The sequence below is a fragment of the Pseudomonas sp. R2-7-07 genome (assembly GCF_003852355.1).
In the GTDB taxonomy this organism is placed as follows: domain Bacteria; phylum Pseudomonadota; class Gammaproteobacteria; order Pseudomonadales; family Pseudomonadaceae; genus Aquipseudomonas.
Genome location: NZ_CP027759.1, coordinates 4,491,210 through 4,509,406 on the forward strand (window position 1 = coordinate 4,491,210; position 18,197 = coordinate 4,509,406).

Below are 18,197 nucleotides of genomic sequence, written 5' to 3' on the forward strand. Positions count from 1 at the left end.
GCAGTTCTCCTCTAGCGCAGATAATCGGCGAGCGCTTCCTGCATGCAGGGAGCGTCGAGCATGGCGCTGTGTTTGAAGAATCGGACGATGTTGCCCACCAGCGGATGCGTCGGGGTGATCGGAAAACTCATGCCTTCGACCTCCTCACGCAACGCCGCCTTGACCGTAGGGCTCACCGGCAACTGCTCGATCAAGGCGAAATCGAACCCCTGCTGGATGTCGTTGGTCAGGTACTCAGCGAGGAACACCGGCATGATCGCGGCCAGCGCGCGCTTGTCCTCCTCGCTCGCTGTGCTCCAGTAAATGCGCGTCAACTTGGCCCAGAAGCCGGAGTGCCGCCCCTCGTCCGCCAGATGGTCTGCCATCAGCCCCTTGACCGATGCCTTGACCGAATCGTCCCGGGCAAATGCCGCGACATCATTGGTCAGGGTATTTTCGGCAACCGCAACGCAGATCAGCTCAACCGCTGCCTTGAGGTGCTCGGGCGCCATTGCCAGGGCTTTGGGAATCGACCGGCTGAGTTCGATTTCCGCAGGCAAGGTAATGGGCTCGATCCCGGTCAGTTCGATGGTTTGTTGCATGTAGTCCATCGCCACCAATGCGTGGTAGTCCTCATCGACTACCACCGTCATCGCGTCATACCGACACGCAAACGGAAAGCGGATGGCGAAGTTATCTTTCGCAATGCTTCTGGCCGTTCTGTCGACAATTTCCGTTTCGAAAATCACTACATCGTTAATGAACTTGTACAAGCTTTGAACGAGCACGAAGTGCTGCAAGTGAGCACACTCGCGAATAAACGTTGCCCCCATTACCAGCGGTTGGCGACTGATCGGGAATATTAACTTTTCATCATCTTCCAAACGACGCCTCGGTCGCGTGCGAATCGTCGCCCGCTCCTCCCACGCCTCGGAAAATGATTGATATTCTTCAGCTCTCATGAAGCGTTCCCTTTGTTCATGATGATCAGTAGTAGTGCACTTCAAACAACAAACAGCCGTCTTCGGAATGGAACGGCCCGTGTTCGGTGTGCGCCGCCCTGAAGAAGTAACCGCCATCGCGATAGGTTTTCTCGGGGCGATCTTTACTGGCTGACTCTGTCTGGTCGCCTTCAATCAAATACACTTCTTCGTGATAATCGTGCGTATAAATCTCACGGGTGCCACCGCCCGGATGAAAACGCACCAATCGCGTGCGAATACCGGTTTTATTGATAGGGTCCAAGGTGTCCTTGAATACCGTCAGGGTAATACCGCGCTCGGACGTCACCTCGACCCATTTGGCCTGGTCAGCTTCGATAACTGCTACGTTCATGCCACGCACTCACTGACATTTTCACGCATGGCGACACGCAAGTTGTCCCACAAGGCCAGACGACTTTGCACGGCAGCGATGGCCGACTCATACACTTCTTCCTGGCGTTGCGCATCACCGTTGACCAGGCGCGCGAGCAGGCTTTCCGCCGCCGGGCCGTGATCTTCGGAGTCGACTTCAATATGGCGTTGCAGGTAGTAGCGGAACGTCGGGGCATCGTCGGTAGTGATGTCCCAGTCATCGAGAATGCGCTGGAACATCTCGGGAATCACGCTCTCGCGACCATGCAGGAAAGCGGCGGCGACACTGTGCGTCGACGCATTGATTGCGGTTTCGATGGTATCGGTCACAAACGCGGAAGCCGCCAGGCCTGCTCCACAACGGTCCAACGCGGTCTGCAGATCGACGCCTTCACGCATCAGCTTGACGAAGAATTCGATCTTGTCGGTGCTGGCGCCAACTTCACGCATGGCATGCAGGTAGAGTTCGAAGTGGCTGTAGTGACCGCCCTGCAGGTTCTGGTCGGACTCTTCGCCGAGGATGATTTCGTTGATCAGGTGAGCTGCCGCCGGGTCCAGTGGTGGGAGCCAAGGCAGGCGAGTACACGTCAGATCCTGTTGCAGGCGCTTGGCCAGGGACATGAAATCCCACACGGCAAAGACATGGGTTTCCATAAAGGCGCGCAGGACAGGCAATGAATTGATTTCAGCAAAAATCCGATGATTGCCCAGTTCCGTTTTCTTTGCGTTCAATAGCGACTTTTTATCTTCCATGGTGCTTTCCTTATCAGGCTTAGTTGCGTTCAGGCCACGCGACATATACCGACCTGCCTTTTTTCAGGCATGAGCAGGCTTATCTCGCCATTACCGGCCAGCACGGTATATATGTTAATTAAGTTACACGGTGAATCTTCGGCAGACCGAGCGGTCACCCGCCGAAGCAAGACGAAACTTAGAGGAAGTTCATAATGATCGGCAAGTGTTTTCTGGAAAAATAATACTAAATATTTCCAAACCACAAAACACACAACAACAGAAGCCCGAGCAAAGTTTTAAATATCAACTTTGTCGGGCGATAGTTTACCTACTCGCTTTTCGCGAGCATTAGCAAACTGCATGTCATTGCTAAGTTAGCAATCCACTAAACCGTCAACAGGCCTGTCGCCTTTTTTCCATTCAAGTTCCCTCTTGTTTGTTGAGAAGCGCCGCGCATCATTTGCCGGCTATGTGCATTCAATTCTTCGCTTGCTGACGTAATGCCAATGCCGCCACACCACACAGGATCAAGGCGATACAGGACACGTAGAACGCATCGCTGTAGGCCATCAGGTAGGCCTCGCGGCGCACGGTGCGCATCAAGCCCTCGAGGACTTGCTGCTGGGCGGGCAGCAGTTGGTTGAAGACGAAGGCTTCGCTGTCTGCCATGCCGGCGCGCAGGCGCTCCTGGAATGACGGGGAAAACAAGGTGATCGACTCGCCGACTCGCTCTGAATGAAAGCGCTCGCGCATGGCGACAATCTGCGTCAACCCGGCAGTGCCCACGGCGCCGCCCAGGTTGCGCAGCATGGAAAACAGGGCAGAGGCAGAACCGGCTTCATCCTTGGCCAACCCGGACACGGCCAGCACCGAAAGCGCCACCATGATCAACGGTTGCCCGATGCCCCGTACCACAGTGGACGGGATGATCACGTTGGCGGCGCTGTCCATGTCCAGATGCGCGCCGAGATAGCAGCCCAGGGCCATGATGAAAAAGCCGCTGGCAACCATCAGTTTCGGGTTGAGCCACTTCATCAGGCGCGGCATGAACGGCGCCAGTACCAGTTGCACCATGCCGTAGGCAATCAGGCTGATCCCGATTTCCCGGGCGTTGTAGCCCTGCAGTTGGGACAGGTAATTGGGCACCAGAAAGACCAGGCCGAACGTGGCCCCGCCAAAAATGAACATCGCTGCGCTCGCCACGCCGAAGTTGTAGCTCTTGAGCAGGCGCAGGTTGATGAATGAGCGGCTGCCGTAGAGCTGTGACAGCACGAAATACACCAGGGCGACGCCGGCGGTGAGCGACATCCATACGATGAAATCGGAGCCGAACCAGTCCTTGCGCCCGCCTTCTTCAAGCACGATCTGCAACCCGCCGAGGCCGACAATCATGGCCAGGATGCCGCCCCAGTCGCCGCGCTTGAGCAGGCTCAACTGCATGGGTTTGGCATCAATGGACCACGCCACCGCCAGCAGCAGGAGAATGCCGGGGGCCAGTTGCAGGTAGAAAATCCAGCGCCAGGAATACGCATCGGTCAGCCAGCCGCCGATGGACGGACCGGCGGCCTGGGCCACGCTGTTGGACAGGGCGAACAGGGCCATGCCCATGGCGATCTTGCTGGGCGGCAGTTCCGTGATGATCAGTTGGAATGACAACGGGATCAGCACCGCGCCGGCGGCGCCCTGGATCACCCGAATGATGATCATCACTTCCAGGTTGGGTGCCCAGGAGCAGGCAATGGAAGCCACTAGAAATACAAACGAGCCCACCAGCATCACCCGGCGCAGGGAGAACACCTGCACCAGCCAGGCGGTCAGCGGGATCATGACGATTTCCGCAACCAGATACGCCGTGGAAATCCACGAGCCTTCTTCAAAGGTCGCCCCCAGCGAGCCTTCGATTTCCGGCAGCGCGGCGCTGGTCACGTGCACGTTCATGCCGGCCATGAAACAGCCGAACAGCCCGCCGATCACGGCCACCCAGGCGCGAAAGGAGACGGTTTTCTCGCCAATCTCAGTCATGCGCGGCGCCCTGGGCAATAGGACGGGTATCCACCGTCGTGATCACCGACATGCCCGGCAGGATGGGGCCGCCGTCATCGTGCTGATCGATCACAATCTTCACCGGAAAACGCTGCACGATCTTGGTGAAGTTGCCGGTGGCGTTGTCCGACGGCAGCAGCGCAAATACCGCACCCGAACCGGGCGAAAAACTCACCACATGGCCCTGGAGCTTGCGCCCTGAATAGCTGTCGACGCTGATATCCACCGTTTGCCCGGCGCGCATGTCACGCAATTGGGTTTCCTTGTAGTTGGCCACCACGTAGGCCTGCTGCAAGGGCACCACGGCCAGCAGCGGCAGGCCCGGCGCGACATATTGGCGGGTGCGCACCTTGCGCTGCCCCACTACCCCGTCGATCGGCGAGCGGATCAAGGTGTCTTCGAGCGCATGGGTCGCCAGTTTCAACTGGGCCTCGGCCTGGTCGCGCCGGGCTATCTGTTGCTGCAGCGAGGCATCGGCCAATTGGCGGCGGGTAGTGGCGACATTCAGCCGGGTTTCCTGTTGGCGCTGCATCGCCCGGGCAATGTCCACCGCGGCGCTGGCCTGGGTGTAACTGGCCGCGGCGCTCTCCAGGCGCTGGGCGCTGGCGGCATGCTCGCGGACCAGGCCTTCATAGCGATGTTGATCCAGACTGGCGCGGCGCAACTCCGCCCCCACGCTGCGGGTATGCGCCTCGGCCTGGGCGACGCCGGCCTTTTGCTGTGCGATCAGGCTGTCGGTAACGTGCAGGTTGGCCTGCTCGGCGGCAATCGAGGCTTGTGCTTGCGCCAACTCCGCACGGGCTTGGGCCAAACGCGCCTGGTAGTCACGGTCCTCGATGCGCACCAGCACATCCCCGGCCTTGACGGGCTGGTCATCCTCCACCAACACCTGGGCTACGTACCCGGACACCCTTGGGCTGATGGGAATCCAGTCGGCACGCACGTAGGCGTCGTCAGTCTGTTCCAGGTAACGCCCGACGGTCATCCAATACACGCCGAACGCCACTGCTGCGATCAACAACGCAGCAGCACCGAGCAGGATCAGGTTGCGTTTGCGGCGTTGCTTGCGGGCGTGCATGAGCTGCTCGAGCACATGCTCCTGCTCATCCTGCACAGCGGTTTTTTCATCAACAGCGATATTCATGGCTGGGTACCGGAAAAATGGGCGGAAGCGTGGGTGAGTGCAGCGGCCGGAGCCTGGGCGGAAGCGGATTGCCAACCGCCCCCCAGGGCGCGAAACAGGCTGATCTGGCGCTGCAGCAATTGGCCATCGGCATCGGCGCGCGTGGCTTGCAGGCGGATCAGCTCACGCTCGCTGTCGAGCACATCGAGAAAGTCGATGGAGCCGGCGTTGTAGTTGAACTGCGCCAGCTTGTAGGCATGCCGACTGCTATCCAGTGCCTGACTCAAGGCGGCATGGCGCTGGCGCTCGCCGTCGTACAGCGCCAGGGCCTGGCGTACGTCCTTGAGGGCCCTGAGCACGCTGTTTTCGAATTGCGCGACTTCCACCTGCTCGAGCGCGCGCGCCTGGTTGACCCGCGCACGGTTGGCACGCCAGTTGGGGAACTGCCAGGTAATCAGCGGACCGATGCCAAACATCACCGCGCTGCTGTCCCCCAGTTCATGGGGTTTGCTGGCCGAGGAAGACACGGAGGCGCCAAAAGTCACCTTCGGATACAGGTCGGCCTGGACGATATCCACTTGCAAGGTGGCGGCTCGCAATGCTCGCTCGGCCTGACGGATATCAGGGCGGCGCGCCAGTAATTGCCAGCCATCGCCCACCGGCAGCGCGGCACTGAGTTGCGGTACCACTTCGCACGTCGCCGCGCCTGAATCCTGCTCCAGGTCAGCCACGCCGGTCAGCATCGCCAGTTCATACAACGCCGACTCGCGGCGCGCCTCCAGCATCGGCAACAGGGCCAGGGTTTCGCCCTGCAGGGCCTGCATGCGGCTGTATTCAAGGTCTGTCACCACGCCGGCCTGACGCTGGCGATCGGTCAGCGCCAGGCTGCGCCCGACCACTTCCAGTGAATGGCGCTGCACTTTGGCGCGCGCGCCCAGGGCGCAGGCATTCACGTAGGCGCGGGTGGTTTGCGCGGCGACGGTGATGCGCAGCAAGTCTTCGGCATCCTGAGCCGCCGCCGCCTGAACCTGCGCCCGTTCGATGCTGCGCTGGACCTGGCCCCACACATCCACTTGGTAAGCCAATTCGAAACCAGGGTTGAAGGCCCACTGCGACGGTGCGTGGCTGTCGGTGGCCTTGGCCAGGGTCTGATCGTCGGCAGTCTTGCCGTAGACGGCGCCCAGTGACGCCTGAGTGGACGGCCAACGCTCGGCGTCGGCCTGCATGATGCCGGCCAGCATCGACTGCACATGGGCCTGCGCCGCCGCCAGGTCGCGGTTGTGTTCCAGCGCTTGCTGCACCAGCGCGTCGAGCTTGGGGTCGTTGTACAACTGCCACCAACGGTCGGGCAAGGCCTGGGCCGACACACCCTGCGGCAGGCGGCTCAAGGCATCGATGCGCGAAGGGTGCGGTTGCGCCGGCACATGGGTGACCCAGGAAGAACATCCTGCCAACCAGACGACAGCCACGCCCAGCAGCGAAAGACGGCAGTGCCGCGTGGAAAATGAAGGCGAACCCATCGCAGAAATCCAGAGTGCTGAGTAGAGACGCAGGTTAAGAGAGCACCGTGCTGCGCATCTCCCGAGTTCCAGACAACCATCGTTTCGATTGGGACAACTTGGCTGCGCAGCCGGATCCAGAGCGCCCGCCGTCCAGGCGCACGCACGCATGGCCCTGCGCAGAAGCGGGCCATGTCCAGTGGGTGGGGGTAGCGCGGGGTCGATCAGACCAAACGGCAGTTGCTGGGTGTGTAGCCCATAGTGCGTTTGAACATTGCCGTGAAAGCGCTGGGGCTTTGGTAGCCATGCTCAAGCGCCACTTCCAGAATGGACACGCCGCAGGCCAGGCGCTGCATGCTCAGCAGCAGTCGCGTGCGCTTGCGCCACTCGCCATAACTCATGCCCAACTCTTTCTGGAACAGCCGAGCCAGGGTGCGCGAACTCATATTGAGTTGCACCGCCCAGCTCTCCAGTTTCGATTCCTGGGACGGGTTGTCGATAAAGTCGGCACACAGCGACTTGAGCCGCGGCTCGTCTGGAATCGGCACATGCGCCAATACTTTCTGTGCCCTGTCGAGTTCAGAGAAGATCAGGTCGACAATCTGCCTGTGACGCACCACCGCCGGCTCGCTGTCAGGTGTTTCGGCGGCGGCGATGATCAACTCACGCAGCAGTGGCGACACACGGATGACGTGGCACTCCTCCGTCAAGGCGCGGTGGGCGCCGGGGCTGATCAGCAACGTGCGCATGCGCACCTCGCCCGTCATGCGGATCTGGTGCTCCTGCCCGGAGGGGACCCACAGCGCGTGCCCGGAAGGCACCACCCAAGTGGTGCCGACGACCGATACCAGCATGACGCCGTTGATGGCGTAGACCAACTGGCCTTCGTCGTGTCGATGCGAGGCAACGATATCGCCGTGACCATAGTTACCGGTAAGCGCCGCCAATGCGGTATGGGCATTCATCTCAGGAAGGCACCGCAGCACTCGCCACGCTGAGCAGGCCCAGACGCGATGCGCGATTGACGGCACTCGTCACCGCCTTGAGGGACGCCAGCAAGATGCTGCCATCGCGGGCGGCACCGAACAGCAACTGGTTGTTCACGCGGATCTCCACATAAGCCAGTGCTTCAGCCTGGGCACCGTCACGGGTGGCATGTTCGTGGTAATCGGCGATGTCGAAGTGGATGCCACGTTGCGCGAATGCGTCGACCAGCGCCGCCAGCGGGCCGTTACCTTCACCGCTCAGTTCAAGGGGGCTCGCGCCGCCGATCAGCGTGCCTTCCAGATAAGTCACGTTGCCCTCGCTGACCAGTTTTGGCTGCAACAAGGTGTAAGGCTTGCCTTGGTCAAGGTAGTGCCGGGTAAAGCAGGCCAGGATCATCTCGCCACTGACTTCCTGACCGGAGGCATCGGCTTCCTGCTGCACCAGGCTGCTGAATTCCATCTGCAGGCGCCGCGGCATCACGATGCCATGTTGTTCCAGCAGATACGCCACGCCACCTTTGCCCGACTGGCTGTTGACGCGAATCACCGCTTCATAGCTGCGCCCCATGTCGGCGGGATCGATCGGCAAGTAGGGCACTTCCCACAGCCCATCGGGATTGGCCTGGCGGGCCGCGAAGCCTTTTTTGATCGCATCCTGGTGCGAGCCCGAAAACGCCGTGAACACCAGCTCCCCGGCGTAGGGATGGCGCGGGTGCGTGGGCAGTTGGTTGCAGAACTCGACTTCACGCTGCACGTGGATGATGTCCGAGAAATCCAGTTGCGGGTCGATGCCGCTGGTGTAGAGGTTCATTGCCAGCGTCAGGATATCCACATTGCCGGTTCGCTCACCGTTGCCGAACAACGTGCCCTCGACCCGCTCGGCTCCGGCCAGGCAAGCCTGTTCGGCGGTAGCGACCCCGGTACCGCGATCATTATGCGGGTGGACACTGATGACTACGCTGTCGCGCCGGCTGAAATGGCGGCAGAACCACTCGATCTGATCGGCGAAGACATTGGCCGTGGAGACCTCCACCGTGGTGGGCAGATTCAGGATCATTTTGTTCGACGGGGTCGGGCCGAAAGCATCGGTCACCGCTTCGCAGACCTCCAACGCAAAGTCCAGTTCGGTGAAGCAGAAGGTTTCAGGGGAATACTGGAACGTCCACTGCGTATCTGGATTGTTGTCCATGTGGCGCTTGATCTCACGCGTTGCCTGGGTGGCAATGTCGATGCAACCGGCCCGGTCCACGCCGAACACCACCTCCCGGAACACCGGCGCGGTGGCGTTGTACACATGCACGATCGCGCGCGGAGCGCCTTTCAAGGCTTCAAACGTGCGCTCGATCAAATGGCTGCGCGCCTGCGTCATCACTTGGATAGTCACATCGTCGGGAATCGCGCCACTGTCGATCAATTCACGCACGTAATCGAAATCGGTCTGGGAAGCGGCAGGAAAGCCTACCTCGATCTCCTTGAACCCCACCTTGACCAGCAGCTCGAAGAAACGGCGCTTGCGCTCGGCATTCATGGGTTCGATCAATGCCTGGTTGCCGTCACGCATGTCGACACTGCACCAGGTTGGCGCTGCAGCCTGCACGACACTTGGCCATTGGCGGTCCGGGAGGTCCACGGTAGTGAAATGGCGGTATTTGCTGGAAGGGTCCTTGAGCATCATGTCGCTTCTCCTTTTTAGAACTGATCGTCGGTAGCGCAGACAGCCTTGCTGTACGCATTCGACATTGGATCCAATACTAAACATAGAGAGCTTGACATGAATTGCGTATTTGGCGCGACAACGTGAAAGAAATTACATAAAAAATCAGAAATTGAAAAAATAGTGGTGATTTCTTTCAATATACGAATTTATAGGGCAATAAACCCTTTAAGAGCAGGGTTTAGACGATGATCTAAATTGAGCGCGACGGGGCGCGGAAAATGGCAAAAAAGCTACTTAAGGAGAATAGGTAATGGCGATCGAGCCGCTCGCTAAAGATGTCGCGACTGATGTTCGTAGCGCATAGAGCGTCTGTTCAGCAAATTTCAGGCAAAAAAAAACCCGGAAATCCTCACTTGCGTGGGCCTTCCGGATTTTCTAAACCGCCAAAAATGGTGGGTCGTGTGGGATTCGAACCTACGACCAATTGGTTAAAAGCCAACTGCTCTACCAACTGAGCTAACGACCCGCTGTGTGGTGGCGCGTATAATACTGATTTCTAAGGATTATTCAACACCTTATTTGAAAATAATTCAAAATTATACGCAGGGGCCATAATTCGGCCGGTTGAACGCCGCGCATCACCGCTTGATCAGGCGTATCAACGCCCCGGCTCGTCGTTCCACAGGTATTTGTGCAACTGCAATTGCAGGCGCACCGGCAGGTTGTCCGCGACCACCCAATCCGCCAGCTCACGGGCGTTCAGGTCGTGATGGCTTGGGGAGAACAGCACCTCGCCTGCACGACGCTCGAGGCCATACTGGATCAGCTTGGACGTCGCCCAGTCATAATCGTCTCGAGAACAGATGACGAACTTGACCTGATCGTTGGCCGTCAGCAAGTCGATGTTCTCGTAGCGGTTGCGGTGAGCTTCCTTGGAGTCGGGGGTCTTGAGGTCGACCACTCGGCTCACACGCGGGTCTACCGCGGCGATGTCCAAGGCGCCGCTGGTTTCCAGCGAAACCTCGTATCCGGCGTCACATAGCTGCTTGAGCAAGGGGATGGCATTGGGTTGCGCCAATGGCTCGCCGCCTGTTACACAGACGTAGCGCGGTCGGTAGCCGGCAACCTGCTCCAGGATGTCGTCCAGGGTGCGCACAGTGCCGCCGCTGAAGGCATAAGCGCTGTCACAGTATTGGCAACGCAAGGGGCAGCCGGTGAGCCGTACGAATACGGTAGGCAGCCCTGCAGTGCGCGTTTCACCCTGTAATGAGTAAAAAACTTCGGTAATACGTAATGTGTCTTGCATAGTCGCCACGGGCGTAACAGCTAAACAGGCTGTCCGCCTCCGTCAGGCACTTCAAGGGATCGCGCCAACGCGTCGACCCCAGGAAGCGTGTGTCATAAAAGGGCGTGGATTCTAACGAAAAAACCCGCGCCAGGCGCGGGTTTCTTCTAAACGGGCTGCATTGCTTACAAGCGCTGCAGATCCCGTTGAGCCAACTGCGCAGCGGAAGTCCCCGGATACTGGGCGACGACCTGCTGCAGAATGCCTTTGACCTTGTCGGCATGGCCAAGACGGCGTTCCACGTCAGCGAGTTTGTACAGCGAGTCCGGTACCTTGGCGTGCTTGGGGTACAGCTGGCTGACCTTGGCAAACGCCTGGCCTGCCCCCTGCAAATCACCCTTTGCCAGGTTGACCTCACCCAACCAGTACTGGGCATTGCCCGCGTATTGGCTGTTGGGGTACTTGCGCAGAAATGCGGTAAACGCCTGGCTGGCCTTATCGAAGTCCTTGGCCTTGATCAGGTCGAAGGCTGCATCGTAATACAGTTTTTCCTTCGCCGGATCACCCGGTTCACTGCTGGCGGCCGGGGCCTGGCTGGCTGCCGCGGCCCCCGCTGCTGCGCCACCGGCGGCAGCACTGGGCGTGCCACCGGCAGAAGAATTATCAGGAGTAGCGGCAGGTGCAACACCGGCTCCAATACGTCGATCAAGATCCTGGTAACGTTCCAGGCCTTCTTGCTTCAGCTGGTTCACTTGATTCTGCAGAACTTCGATGGCGCCTTGTTGCTGGGCCAATTGATCCTGCATGCGTTGCAGCTGGTTGAACAGTTCGCCCTGTGCCGAAGGCGCGGCCGTAGCCGCCCCCCCAGCATAGGCGCCGTTCGTGCCATAACCCGCTGGCGGATAACTGCTGCCACTATTGTTATAGCCAGAGTTGCTATCCGTTACAGGAACCGCAGCCCACACCGCAAGCGGTGTGAGGCTGAAAGCCAATACAGTTAGAGCACGACGGCACGTTCGCATGACGAATTACTTACGCAGTTCGACGCGACGGTTCTGAGCCCACGACTGTTCGTCGTTGCCAGTTGCAACTGGACGCTCTTTACCGTAGGAAACCAGTTCCAGTTGGCCTGGAGCAACACCTTGCAGTACCAGGTAGCGCTGAACGGCTTTCGCACGACGCTCGCCCAGTGCCATGTTGTACTCACGAGTACCACGGGCGTCAGTGTTACCTTCCAGAACAACGCGAGCGCCGTTAGCTTTCAGGTCCTTGGCGTGAACGTCCAGAGCGCGCATGGCTTCTGGCTTCAGGTCCGAACTGTCGTATTCGAAGTAGAAAGTGGTGATCGCGCGCAGAGCAGCTTCTTCGCTCAGGGAGCCGTCGACTGCACCAGTGTTAGCGCCGTAACCAGCGTTTGGATCAACAGCTGCGCCTTCACCGGCATTGTCGCCGCCTTTAGAGGAGCAACCAACGGCTACGGACAGAGCCAGAGCCAGAGCAGCAAACTTACCAAACTTCAGCATTTCCATCGTGAAACTCCTAATGAACCCCAGTGTGTTAAGTACTTCTTTTTGTAGCGCCGCGTCAGTTCAGGTAAGGGGACCAGGATGGTTCTCTGACTTCGCCTTGTGCGGTAGGAAGCGGGAGCCTTACGCGTCCATTAATGGACACGAGCATCAAGACTCCCCGGCCCTGCTGGCGGGTGGCGTAGATTACCATGGTGCCGTTGGGCGCAACAGTGGCTGACTCATCAAGGTTGGTATCTGTAAGGATTTTTACGGTTCCGCGCTGCAAATCCTGGGCCGCAACCCGGAAATTAGTGAAACCATCCTGACGGTGAATCATTACCAACGTCTTTTCATCGGCCGAAAGCTTAGGGTTGGCGTTGTAGTTACCGATAAAGGTTACACGTTCCGCGCCACCACCACCCACGCTGGCTTTATAGATTTGAGGCTTGCCGCCACGGTCGGAGGTGAAGTAGATGGTCGAGCCATCCTTACCCCAGAACGGTTCGGTATTGATGCCAGGGCCGCTGGTCACGCGAGTGAGCTGGCGCGAAGCCATGTTCATCACGTAGATGTCCGGGTTACCGTCCTTGGACAGCACGAATGCCAGGCGCGAACCATCCGGCGACCAGGCTGGCGCACCATTGAGGCCTTCGAAGTTGGTGATCTGCTCACGACGCCCAGTGTCGATATGCTGGACGAAGATACGCGGACGCTTCTGTTCGAACGACACATAGGCAATACGCTTGCCGTCCGGCGCAAAACGCGGCGACAGGATTGGCTCGCGCGATTGCAGCAGGGTCACGGCGCGTGCGCCGTCATAGTCGGAGCGCTGCAGGGTGTAACGCGTGTTGTCTACGGAGAAACGCTCGGCGGTGACGTACAGCATGCGTGTCGAGAACGCACCCTTGATACCGGTGAGCTTTTCAAACGACTGGTCCGAAATGTAGTGGGCCATGTCACGCAGTTGCTCGGCGGTGCCCGAAACGTTGCCGGTCAGGACCTGCTGTTCGGTGGCCACGTTGAACAACGTGTACTGGATCTGCAGGCGACCGCCGGCCGGTGTGATGCTGCCGACCATCAGGTACTGCGCGCCCACGGCCTTCCAGTCGCGGAAGATGACTTCGCTGGCCTGGGTCGGCTGGCTGATCATGTTGCCTTTCGGAATCGGTGCGTAGTAGCCGGAGTTGCGCAGGTCGTCGCTGACGATCTGGGCCATGTCGTCCGGCAGCACGCTGCCGCCCTGCCAGCCGAACGGCACTACCGCGATCGGGGTGGCCCGGTCGCTGCCGCTGGTAACCAGGATGTTCTTTTCATCCGCCGCCGCTATCCCTGCCATGCAGCAAATAACGACAAGCATTCCTCGAAGAAGGTTTCTCACAAGGCTAGATCCTCAGGTGTGAATGTCATCTTGAATGAACGATAGGGAGCGAAGTCGCTTGGTTTCATTCCCTGCATCTCGGTCAACCGGCCAATATTCTTGACTGCGGCAACCGCCGAACTGTCGAACGAACCGTCACCACTGGACTTGGCCACGCTGACCGAAGTCACCGTGCCGTCCGGCAACATGCCGATCTGCAGCACTACTGTCATGCCTTTACGTGCCGAAGGTGGACGTGTCCAGCCTTCCGCTGCCCGGGCCCGGATCAGGTCGTCGAAACTGCCCGCGACTTCATCGCCACGCTCATCGGCCAAGGCTTGCTGACGCTGCGGCGTGTCGGAAAGCAAATCTGCCAGGGCCTGGGCCTTTTTCTCTTCGGCGGATTTACGGGCTGCTTCCTGGGCCTTTTTCTTGGAGGCGTCGGCGGCAGCTTTCTTCTTCGCTTCGTCGGCGACTTTCTTTTTCGCCTCGTCTGCTTCAGCTTTTTTCTTGGCGTCTTCGGCGGCTTTCTTCTTCGCGTCTTCGACGATCTTTTTCTTGGCTTCTTCAGCGGCCTTTTTCTTGGCCTCTTCCTCGGCAGCTTTCTTGGCTTCTTCTTCGGATTTCTTCTTGGCTATATCAGCCAATTGTTTCTCTTCGGCCTTTTTGGCTTCGGCAGCTTTCTCGGACTTCTTGGCTTCATCAGCCTTTTTCGCCTCGTCAGCTTTCTTGGCTTCGTCAGCCTTTTTCGATTCCTCGGCCTTTTGAGCCGCCTCTTCTTTCTTTTGTTCCGCAGCAGCCTTCACCGCTTCCTGCTCGACCTTCTTCTGTTCCATCTGCTCGACTTCGGTCTGGCGCGCAGCCGACTTCTGGGCCTCACCCGCAATCTTCTGATTGGTCTGGGTGGTGGCCTGACTTTTCGATTTCAGCTGATACAGGGTCGCCTGCACGATCGGCTTGGCTGGCGGCAGGTCCGGGGTCATGGCAAAGCTGACGAACAGCATGCCGAACACCAGGATGTGCAGGGCAATTGCCCACACGCCAGGCCAGAAGTAGCTTTCCGAGGCGGACGGCTCTCGCTGTTGCTGCATCAGGGCGCCTCGGTAATCAAGCCAACGTTACCGACGCCGGCCTTCTGCAGCCCGCCCATGGCGCCCATGACGGAGCCATAGTCGACCGACTTGTCACCGCGAATGAACACCTGGGTGTGCTTGCCGCCTTCGTTGCCGGAGCGAATGATCTTGGTCACTGCGTCAGTCATCGCCGGCAAGGTCAGGGCCTTGTCCTGCTGCTTCTGCGTGTCGACTTCGCTGCCAAGGTTCCAGTAGTAGGTCTTGTCAGCCTTGATCGAAATGGTCAGGACCTGAGTGTTGTTGTCTTGCGGCAGGGCTTCACTGGAAACCTTGGGCAGATCAACCTTCACGCCCTGGTTGAGCATCGGCGCGGTCACCATGAAGATCACCAGCAGCACCAGCATCACGTCGATGTAGGGCACTACGTTCATCTCGGCGACCGGCTTGCGCTTTTTGCGAGCTCGAGCGATTAAAGCCATTGGGAATTACCTGCTTATTCTTCGCTGGTGTGCACTTTACGGTGCAGGATCGCCTGGAATTCATCGGCGAAGGTGTAGTAACGGCTGATCAACGTTTCGCTGGTGGCGGCAAAACGGTTGTAGGCGATTACTGCGGGGATAGCGGCGAACAGGCCGATCGCGGTGGCGATCAGGGCTTCGGCGATGCCCGGGGCCACGGTGGCCAGGGTCGCTTGCTGGGCCTGGGCCAGACCACGGAAGGAGTTCATGATGCCCCATACGGTACCGAACAGGCCGATGTACGGGCTGACGGACCCCACAGTCGCCAGGAACGGCAGGCTCTGCTCCAGTTTCTCTTCTTCGCGGGAGATGGCGACGCGCATGGCCCGGGCCACACCTTCCATCACCGCTTCCGGGTCAACGCCCGGTTGCTGGCGCAGGCGCGAGAACTCCTTGAAGCCGGCGCGGAAGATTTGCTCGACGCCCGAATCCGGGTCCGGATTGCTGCCAGCCTGGCGATATAGTTTGGACAGGTCGATACCCGACCAGAAGCGCTCTTCGAAGCTCTCCAGGGCACGTCGACCGGCACGCAGCAGGTTGCTGCGCTGAAAAATCATGACCCATGAGGTAACCGATGCGGCTACCAGGGTCAGCATGACCAGTTGCACCACGACACTGGCATTGCTGACCAGGCTCCACATGGAGGAATGGTCGACGACGGTAGGTTCCACGCTAAATCTCCTGCTTTGATTGTTTACCCGCGCCGCTCACGGCGGCAAAGGCCGCACGTAGAGTTTCGGGAATGGCCCGAGGTTTCAAACTGTTGGTGCGTACACACGCCACCAGGAACTGCCCCTCACAGAGCAGCGTTGCATCCGTAGCCCGCCTGACCTGCTGTTTGAAGCGCAGGCTGGCACGGTTCAATTCGATGACTTCAGCGCTGACCAGCAGTTCATCGTCCAGTCGCGCCGGTGCGTGGTAACGCGCCTCGCTGGAATGCACGACGAATAACAGGTCCTCCCCTGCCAGCAAGGATTGGGCAAAGCCCAGCTCCCGTAGCCGCTCGGTTCGAGCCCGCTCCATGAATTTCAGGTAATTGACGTAATAAACGATGCCGCCGGCATCAGTGTCCTCGTAATAAACGCGACAGCGATGTGCGAACGACTGATCCCCGTTTTGCGCGCGCATACTCTAGTGCTTACTCCTCAGGTTGCCAATCCGGCTGGACAACTGTTTTTTCAATACCTGAACACATTTCCATTGCCTGAATGACGACGCCAGACACTGGGACAGCACAAACTTCAGATAAATCACCCCACATGACAAATACCCTGCAGGAGCGAGCTTGCTTGCAAAGCCCCTGAGCGCGCCGCGTACAACCAGACACACTGCGTCATCGCCGAGGTTTTTCGCGAGCAAGCTCGCTCCTGCAATTTTTTAATCGTCCACTGCATCGAGAAATTCGTCTACCACGGGCATCTCTCCCAATCGTGACGGAATGTTTAGCCCGAAGTGCAGATAGGCGTGGCGCGTTACCACCCTGCCCCGTGGCGTGCGCATGATGTAGCCCTGCTGGATCAGGTAGGGCTCCAGCACATCCTCGATGGTATGCCGCTCTTCACTGATGGCGGCGGCCAGGCTGTCCACGCCCACCGGGCCACCGTCGAATTTCTCGATCATGGTCAGCAGCAGGCGTCGATCCTGATGATCGAAGCCATGCTCATCCACATCCAGCAGGTTCAACGCCAGGTCCGCGACCGCCTTGGTGATATGCCCCTTGGCCCGTACCTCGGCAAAATCGCGTACGCGGCGCAGCAAACGGTTGGCGATCCGTGGCGTACCCCGCGCGCGTCGGGCGATTTCGAATGCGCCTTCAGGGTCCAGCGGCAAGCCGAGGATACTCGCCGAACGGCTGACGATAGTCGCAAGGTCGGCGGTGCTATAGAACTCAAGACGTTGAACGATACCGAAACGGTCTCGCAGCGGGTTGGTCAGCATGCCGGCACGGGTGGTCGCGCCGACCAGGGTGAACGGTGGCAGGTCGAGTTTGATCGAACGGGCCGCCGGGCCTTCGCCGATCATGATGTCGAGCTGGAAGTCCTCCATCGCCGGGTACAGCACTTCCTCGACGATGGGCGACAGCCGGTGGATCTCGTCGATAAACAGCACGTCGTGAGGCTCGAGATTGGTCAGCAGCGCGGCCAGGTCGCCGGGGCGCTCCAGCACCGGGCCGGACGTGGACTTGATCGACACGCCCATTTCCTGGGCGATGATATTGGCCAGGGTGGTTTTACCCAGGCCCGGCGGGCCGAAGATCAGTGTGTGATCCAGCGACTCGCTGCGCCCGCGCGCGGCCTGGATGAACAGTTCCATCTGCTCGCGCACGGTGGGCTGGCCGATGTAGTCGGCCAGGCTCAAGGGGCGGATGGCGCGGTCCTGGACTTCTTCACGGTCGCGCGGGCCGGTGGCCGCGATCAGACGATCAGCTTCAATCACTTAAATCATTCCCTTCAGGGCTCGGCGGATCATGTCTTCGCTGCTCAGGTTCTTGTCTTTAATGGCCGACACCGCTTTGCTGGCCTCCTGCGGCTTGTAGCCCAGGGAGATCAACGCACTCACAGCATCGCTTTCGGCACTGGCAACCTGAGTCGCCGGCATATCCGGTTGATTGGGCACCAGGGCGAACATGCTCGGCACCACTTCCCAGGCCTTGAAGCGGTCCTTGAGTTCCACCAGCAGGCGCTCGGCGGTTTTCTTGCCGACACCGGGCACCTTGGTCAGCGCCGAGGTGTCCTGGGCCGAAACGGCACGCACCAGCTCATCCACTTCCAGGCTCGACATCAACGCCAGGGCCAGCTTGGGCCCTACGCCGTTGAGGCGAATCAGCTCGCGAAAGAAGTCACGGTCGCGCTTGCCAATGAAACCATAGAGCAGTTGCGCGTCCTCTCGCACGACTAAATGCGTGTGCAAAGTTATCGGCTCGCCGACCGACGGCAAGCGGTACAAGGTGGTCATGGGCACTTCAAGCTCATACCCCAATCCATTCACATCCAGAATCAGGTGCGGCGGCTGTTTCTCAGCCAGGGTGCCGCGCAAGCGTCCAATCACGGTTCAGATCCTTAAAGCTTGGGGGTCAGAA

General features: G+C 59.3%; 18 protein-coding genes and 1 tRNA gene. All 19 read right to left on the reverse strand.

Going from position 1 to position 18,197, the window contains the following annotated elements:
• Positions 1 to 11: 11 nt before the first annotated feature.
• On the reverse strand, positions 12 to 941 hold the full coding sequence (locus tag C4J86_RS20620; RefSeq protein ID WP_124364171.1) for a diiron oxygenase: 930 nt from the start codon (positions 939 to 941) through the stop codon (positions 12 to 14).
• Positions 942 to 966: 25 nt separating this feature from the next.
• Positions 967 to 1,314, reverse strand: coding sequence for a DUF4437 domain-containing protein (locus C4J86_RS20625; protein ID WP_124371692.1), 348 nt, complete (start codon positions 1,312 to 1,314; stop codon positions 967 to 969).
• Positions 1,311 to 2,087, reverse strand: a complete 777-nt coding sequence (locus C4J86_RS20630; RefSeq protein ID WP_124371693.1) for a DUF3050 domain-containing protein — start codon at positions 2,085 to 2,087, stop codon at positions 1,311 to 1,313. The genes C4J86_RS20625 and C4J86_RS20630 overlap by 4 nt, the downstream gene beginning before the upstream one ends.
• A 459-nt stretch (positions 2,088 to 2,546) precedes the next feature.
• On the reverse strand, positions 2,547 to 4,091 hold the full coding sequence (locus C4J86_RS20635; RefSeq protein WP_124371694.1) for a DHA2 family efflux MFS transporter permease subunit: 1,545 nt from the start codon (positions 4,089 to 4,091) through the stop codon (positions 2,547 to 2,549).
• Positions 4,084 to 5,256, reverse strand: a complete 1,173-nt coding sequence (locus C4J86_RS20640; protein WP_124371695.1) for an HlyD family secretion protein — start codon at positions 5,254 to 5,256, stop codon at positions 4,084 to 4,086. The genes C4J86_RS20635 and C4J86_RS20640 overlap by 8 nt, the downstream gene beginning before the upstream one ends.
• Positions 5,253 to 6,755, reverse strand: coding sequence for a TolC family protein (locus C4J86_RS20645; protein ID WP_124371696.1), 1,503 nt, complete (start codon positions 6,753 to 6,755; stop codon positions 5,253 to 5,255). Before C4J86_RS20645 ends, C4J86_RS20640 begins: the two co-directional genes overlap by 4 nt.
• Positions 6,756 to 6,958: 203 nt before the next feature.
• Positions 6,959 to 7,699 (reverse strand): helix-turn-helix domain-containing protein, encoded by a 741-nt coding sequence (locus C4J86_RS20650; RefSeq protein WP_124364177.1) that lies wholly within the window; start codon positions 7,697 to 7,699, stop codon positions 6,959 to 6,961.
• 1 nt (position 7,700) lies between these two features.
• The gene (gene leuA, locus C4J86_RS20655) at positions 7,701 to 9,395 is read right to left on the reverse strand and encodes a 2-isopropylmalate synthase (protein WP_124364178.1); all 1,695 of its coding nucleotides are present in this window, start codon (positions 9,393 to 9,395) and stop codon (positions 7,701 to 7,703) included.
• Positions 9,396 to 9,827: 432 nt separating this feature from the next.
• Positions 9,828 to 9,903 (reverse strand) — tRNA-Lys (locus C4J86_RS20660).
• A 132-nt stretch (positions 9,904 to 10,035) separates the two neighbouring features.
• Positions 10,036 to 10,683, reverse strand: a complete 648-nt coding sequence (gene queE / locus C4J86_RS20665) for a 7-carboxy-7-deazaguanine synthase QueE (protein ID WP_124371697.1) — start codon at positions 10,681 to 10,683, stop codon at positions 10,036 to 10,038.
• A gap of 164 nt (positions 10,684 to 10,847) precedes the next feature.
• A complete protein-coding gene (ybgF, locus tag C4J86_RS20670) occupies positions 10,848 to 11,684 on the reverse strand; it encodes a tol-pal system protein YbgF (protein ID WP_124364180.1) in 837 nt (278 codons plus the stop codon).
• A 6-nt stretch (positions 11,685 to 11,690) separates the two neighbouring features.
• The gene (gene pal, locus C4J86_RS20675; RefSeq protein WP_003193861.1) at positions 11,691 to 12,191 is read right to left on the reverse strand and encodes a peptidoglycan-associated lipoprotein Pal; all 501 of its coding nucleotides are present in this window, start codon (positions 12,189 to 12,191) and stop codon (positions 11,691 to 11,693) included.
• Between the two features lie 55 nt (positions 12,192 to 12,246).
• Positions 12,247 to 13,527 (reverse strand): Tol-Pal system beta propeller repeat protein TolB, encoded by a 1,281-nt coding sequence (gene tolB, locus C4J86_RS20680; RefSeq protein WP_177412755.1) that lies wholly within the window; start codon positions 13,525 to 13,527, stop codon positions 12,247 to 12,249.
• A gap of 17 nt (positions 13,528 to 13,544) precedes the next feature.
• Complete coding sequence (tolA, locus tag C4J86_RS20685; protein WP_124364182.1) at positions 13,545 to 14,618, reverse strand: cell envelope integrity protein TolA; 1,074 nt, start codon at positions 14,616 to 14,618, stop codon at positions 13,545 to 13,547.
• Positions 14,618 to 15,070 carry a protein TolR gene (gene tolR / locus C4J86_RS20690; RefSeq protein ID WP_161793227.1) on the reverse strand — a complete coding sequence of 151 codons (453 nt, stop codon included), beginning with the start codon at positions 15,068 to 15,070 and terminating at the stop codon, positions 14,618 to 14,620. Before tolR ends, tolA begins: the two co-directional genes overlap by 1 nt.
• 23 nt (positions 15,071 to 15,093) lie before the next feature.
• Positions 15,094 to 15,789: a protein TolQ gene (tolQ, locus tag C4J86_RS20695; protein WP_053135845.1), complete on the reverse strand. Its 696-nt coding sequence runs from the start codon at positions 15,787 to 15,789 to the stop codon at positions 15,094 to 15,096.
• 1 nt (position 15,790) lies between these two features.
• On the reverse strand, positions 15,791 to 16,246 hold the full coding sequence (gene ybgC, locus C4J86_RS20700; protein WP_124364183.1) for a tol-pal system-associated acyl-CoA thioesterase: 456 nt from the start codon (positions 16,244 to 16,246) through the stop codon (positions 15,791 to 15,793).
• 249 nt (positions 16,247 to 16,495) lie between these two features.
• A complete protein-coding gene (gene ruvB / locus C4J86_RS20710) occupies positions 16,496 to 17,554 on the reverse strand; it encodes a Holliday junction branch migration DNA helicase RuvB (RefSeq protein ID WP_003175801.1) in 1,059 nt (352 codons plus the stop codon).
• The gene (gene ruvA / locus C4J86_RS20715) at positions 17,555 to 18,166 is read right to left on the reverse strand and encodes a Holliday junction branch migration protein RuvA (protein ID WP_124364184.1); all 612 of its coding nucleotides are present in this window, start codon (positions 18,164 to 18,166) and stop codon (positions 17,555 to 17,557) included. It lies immediately after the preceding gene.
• Positions 18,167 to 18,197 lie beyond the last annotated feature (31 nt).

Bases quoted from the DNA above. Each gene is read 5' to 3' on its own strand.
- C4J86_RS20620 (WP_124364171.1), bottom strand. From the start codon at position 941: ATGAGAGCTGAAGAATATCAATCATTTTCCGAGGCGTGGGAGGAGCGG.
- C4J86_RS20625 (WP_124371692.1), bottom strand. From the start codon at position 1,314: ATGAACGTAGCAGTTATCGAAGCTGACCAGGCCAAATGGGTCGAGGTG.
- C4J86_RS20630 (WP_124371693.1), bottom strand. From the start codon at position 2,087: ATGGAAGATAAAAAGTCGCTATTGAACGCAAAGAAAACGGAACTGGGC.
- C4J86_RS20635 (WP_124371694.1), bottom strand. From the start codon at position 4,091: ATGACTGAGATTGGCGAGAAAACCGTCTCCTTTCGCGCCTGGGTGGCC.
- C4J86_RS20640 (WP_124371695.1), bottom strand. From the start codon at position 5,256: ATGAATATCGCTGTTGATGAAAAAACCGCTGTGCAGGATGAGCAGGAG.
- C4J86_RS20645 (WP_124371696.1), bottom strand. From the start codon at position 6,755: ATGGGTTCGCCTTCATTTTCCACGCGGCACTGCCGTCTTTCGCTGCTG.
- C4J86_RS20650 (WP_124364177.1), bottom strand. From the start codon at position 7,699: ATGAATGCCCATACCGCATTGGCGGCGCTTACCGGTAACTATGGTCAC.
- leuA (WP_124364178.1), bottom strand. From the start codon at position 9,395: ATGATGCTCAAGGACCCTTCCAGCAAATACCGCCATTTCACTACCGTG.
- queE (WP_124371697.1), bottom strand. From the start codon at position 10,683: ATGCAAGACACATTACGTATTACCGAAGTTTTTTACTCATTACAGGGT.
- ybgF (WP_124364180.1), bottom strand. From the start codon at position 11,684: ATGCGAACGTGCCGTCGTGCTCTAACTGTATTGGCTTTCAGCCTCACA.
- pal (WP_003193861.1), bottom strand. From the start codon at position 12,191: ATGGAAATGCTGAAGTTTGGTAAGTTTGCTGCTCTGGCTCTGGCTCTG.
- tolB (WP_177412755.1), bottom strand. From the start codon at position 13,527: ATGCTTGTCGTTATTTGCTGCATGGCAGGGATAGCGGCGGCGGATGAA.
- tolA (WP_124364182.1), bottom strand. From the start codon at position 14,618: ATGCAGCAACAGCGAGAGCCGTCCGCCTCGGAAAGCTACTTCTGGCCT.
- ybgC (WP_124364183.1), bottom strand. From the start codon at position 16,246: ATGCGCGCGCAAAACGGGGATCAGTCGTTCGCACATCGCTGTCGCGTT.